We start from the raw sequence: 3,115 nt of genomic DNA, 5'->3' as shown, positions 1-3,115 counted from the left end.
ATGTTATGGACCTCTTTGCCTTACTCGATATTAATAATACTCTCGTTAACATTCCGATTGGCGACGGCTACGCAATGAGCTGGATCGAAGCTTTCGGTACCGTTTTTGGACTGCTTTGCATTTGGTTTGCCAGCCAAGAAAAAACCATCAACTACTTATTCGGTTTGCTGAATGTCACGCTTTTTGCCGTTATCTTTTTTCAAATTCAGTTATACGGATTATTGCTTCTTCAATTGTTTTTCTTCTGTGCGAACATTTACGGCTGGTATGCGTGGACTCGTCCAAACGCACAAGGTGAAACGCTGGAGGTTCGCTGGTTAAATAAACAGAAACTTATTACTACTGCCTCTATTAGCGTTGCATGTATCGCATTATTAACGATCTATATCGACCCATTTTTCTTTGCGCTAGCAAACATTGCTGTTGATAGCTTGAATTTCTTTGGTGCTGACTTGGCTGAACCGGTGCTTGAACCTGACGCGTTCCCGTTCTGGGATGCAACCATGACAGTACTTTCTGTTGTTGCACAAATTCTGATGACACGTAAATACGTCGAAAACTGGATTCTATGGGTTGTGATTAATATTATCAGTGTGGGTATCTACGCGACGCAAGGTGTTTACGCAATGTCTGTTCAGTACGCGATTCTTATGTTCATCGCTGCCAATGGCACGCGTGAGTGGGCTCGTAGCGCTAAGCGCAATGGCGATAAAACCTTAGCGCACGCTGCTGCGTAAGGAACGAAAAATGGCCAAACAACCTCATATCGGAGTGGATGAAACACAAATCGCTCCCCTCGTTATTGTATGCGGCGAGCCAGATCGAGCGAATCGTATCGCGGTATTATTTGATGATGCAGAAATGGTGTCGGAAAACCGCGAGTACCGTGTGTTTACCGGCAACTACAAAGGCAAGCCTGTTTCAGTATGTAGTACAGGTATAGGTGCGCCATCGATGATCATCGCAGTGGAAGAGCTAAAACAGTGCGGTGTGACTCATGTGGTACGCGTTGGATCGGCGGGGGCAATGCAATCAGGCATTCATCTTGGCGAGTTGATCATTGCCGAAGGCGCGGTAAGAGATGAGGGCGGCTCTAAAGCGTATGTCGATTCGTCTTATCCAGCCTACGCAAGCTTTTCACTGTTAAAGGAAGTTGAGCGTTACTTGTCGATGCAAAAAGTGCATTATCATTTTGGTGTGGTGCGTTCTCACGACAGTTTCTATACCGATGACGAGGATGCGATATGCCAACATTGGAACAAGAAAGGCATCTTAGGTGCCGATATGGAAACCTCTGCGCTGTTTACGGTCGGTCGACTACGAGGCCTTCATGTGGCTTCGATATTAAACAACGTGGTGCTGTATCAACAAGATGTGAAAGAAGGTGTTGGTCAGTACGTTGATGAGGCCAAAGTAATGATGCAAGGTGAGAAGAGTGCCGCGATTACGGCATTAGAAGCCTTGGTTGCTCAGCGTTAGCCAGTCTCTATCTCAGTAAGTCACATAAACAGAATAGATGTAAAGCGACAGGTCACTGTCGCTTTTTTATTTGGAGTTACGGGGTACAATCCACCTTAAATAGTTGTCCGTAACTTTTTCTGAGAGAGCAGAAAATGAAAATCAGCCCTTATCCGACTGGTCGCTTCAAAACATACCTTGAAGAAAAGAGTGCCACCTTTCGCGATTTGATTTATCAATGCCAAATAAATTCGCGTTACTTTGATGCTGGGGAAGCAATTCTCCGCCAAGGTGAGCAACTTCAGTACTTGTATGTTGTGCCAGTAGGTCGAGTCTCGATGAACATATTGGCCGCAAATGGACGACGTTTTCAATTAGGGGAAGCTAACTGCGACTATCATATTTATGGTGAAATGGAGTTCTTCACTCAGACTCCTTGTCAATGGAATGTGATAGCAGATGAACATATGCAGGTTGATGTTATCTGTATCCAAAAACTAACCGAAGCACTGCAAAATCATCCCCAAATGATGGTGTTCTTCGCTTCAGCATTGGCTGAGGATTATCAAGACTCCATGGATATCTACACTAACCGTTTGTTGCATCCCATTACTTACAACATTGCCTATGATCTTCTCGTCCGTAATCAGACGGATAAGTTGCTTGGTGGTTTTGATAAAGTGAACCAAGAGGCTGAGCGGTTTGGTACCTCAGGCCGAGTCTATCGACGTGCAGTTAAGGACTTGATTGAAAAGGGATTGATTACAAAAACGGACAACGGTTTGGAGATTATTGATGAGCTGGCACTCAAAGCGTTTATTGAAGCGCATGAATGATACGCCCAGGTATTGGAACTGATGGGTTTTATAAGTCTTTGATATATCTAAGTCTTGAGTAAACGTAACTAATGTAAAGTACCTTAAATTTTGTTGAATGCATTAAAGAGTAGCGTTATATTGCGAACGCGTATGATAATAGATCTCATTAAGGCTTAACAAAATGAAAAAATTCGTTGGTGCGGCTATGCTGTCGTTATTTACTGTTTCTCCTTCTTTCGCTGCTAAAGTTGTGATTGACCACTACATGGGTCAAACAGAGCTAGAACAATCCCCAGAGCGTGTGGTTGTGATTGGCTTTGGCCCGCTAGATGCGTTGGACAACTTTGGTATCGATCCTGTTGCAGTATCTAACTCTTCTAATCTTCCTAGTTACCTTTCAAAATACAGCAAAGATAACTACACCTCTGCGGGTAGTTTGTTTGAACCTGATTTTGAAACCATCTACATGCAAAAACCGGATTTGATTTTGGTTGGTCCGCGAGCGTCTGCGAAATATGAAGAGCTGAGTGAAATTGCCCCTACAGTTGTTTTTGCGGCGAAAGAGAACCAAGGCTATTGGGAAGGCACGCAAGCGCAATGGCGCAATATTGGTAAGATCTTCAATATCGAAGAAAAAGTAGAGCAGAAAATTGAAGCGCTAGATGCTCAATTTAAAGCAATCCGTGACTACAACCAATCGAACAAAAATGATGCATTAACGATTTTGAGCATGGGTGACAACATCAGCGCGTTTGGTGCCCAGTCGCGATTTGGCGTCATTTATAACGACTTTGGCTTCTTGGAAACGGTTGAGCACGTGAAAACGGGCACTCACGGAG

4 protein-coding genes are annotated in these 3,115 nt (G+C 43.9%); all 4 read left to right on the top strand.

Annotation, left to right across the window (positions count from 1 at the left end):
- Nucleotides 1-5 precede the first annotated feature (5 nt).
- Nucleotides 6-737 (top strand): nicotinamide riboside transporter PnuC, encoded by a 732-nt coding sequence (gene pnuC / locus CAG68_RS21155; RefSeq protein WP_005382615.1) that lies wholly within the window; start codon nucleotides 6-8, stop codon nucleotides 735-737.
- Between the two features lie 10 nt (nucleotides 738-747).
- Complete coding sequence (locus tag CAG68_RS21150; protein ID WP_005373131.1) at nucleotides 748-1,479, top strand: nucleoside phosphorylase; 732 nt, start codon at nucleotides 748-750, stop codon at nucleotides 1,477-1,479.
- Nucleotides 1,480-1,613: 134 nt separating this feature from the next.
- Nucleotides 1,614-2,294 carry a Crp/Fnr family transcriptional regulator gene (locus CAG68_RS21145; RefSeq protein ID WP_005382613.1) on the top strand — a complete coding sequence of 227 codons (681 nt, stop codon included), beginning with the start codon at nucleotides 1,614-1,616 and terminating at the stop codon, nucleotides 2,292-2,294.
- Between the two features lie 163 nt (nucleotides 2,295-2,457).
- On the top strand, nucleotides 2,458-3,115 hold a 658-nt coding region (locus tag CAG68_RS21140; RefSeq protein ID WP_161441621.1), incomplete at its 3' end, for an ABC transporter substrate-binding protein.

Origin of the sequence: Vibrio sp. V42_P2S4T144 (assembly GCF_009904715.1) — a bacterium.
Classification (GTDB): Bacteria; Pseudomonadota; Gammaproteobacteria; order Enterobacterales; family Vibrionaceae; genus Vibrio; species Vibrio alginolyticus.
The sequence above is the reverse complement of the archived record's forward strand: the minus strand, read 5'-3'. Positions and strand labels throughout refer to the sequence as shown.